The following is a 211-nucleotide window of genomic DNA, read 5'->3' as shown; positions in this document are numbered from 1 at the left end:
TCAAGCTCCCTTCTGCCTTTGCACTCTTCGAATGATTTCCAACCATTCTGAGGGAACCTTGGCGCGCCTCAGTTACTCTTTAGGAGGCGACCGCCCCAGTCAAACTGCCCACCTGACACTGTCCTCGTACCGGATCACGGTACCAAGTTAGAACCTAGATACGATCAGGGTGGTATCCCAAGGATGCCTCCCCTCAAGCTGGCGCTCAAGG

The 211-nt window shown here is 55.0% G+C and carries 1 rRNA gene; it reads right to left on the bottom strand.

Annotation, left to right across the window (positions count from 1 at the left end):
* Positions 1 to 211: ribosomal RNA gene (locus ACN6NF_RS26035) — 23S ribosomal RNA — on the bottom strand; the annotation flags it as partial.

This window comes from Paenibacillus sp. TSM33 (assembly GCF_056099025.1).
The sequence above is the reverse complement of the archived record's forward strand: the minus strand, read 5'-3'. Positions and strand labels throughout refer to the sequence as shown.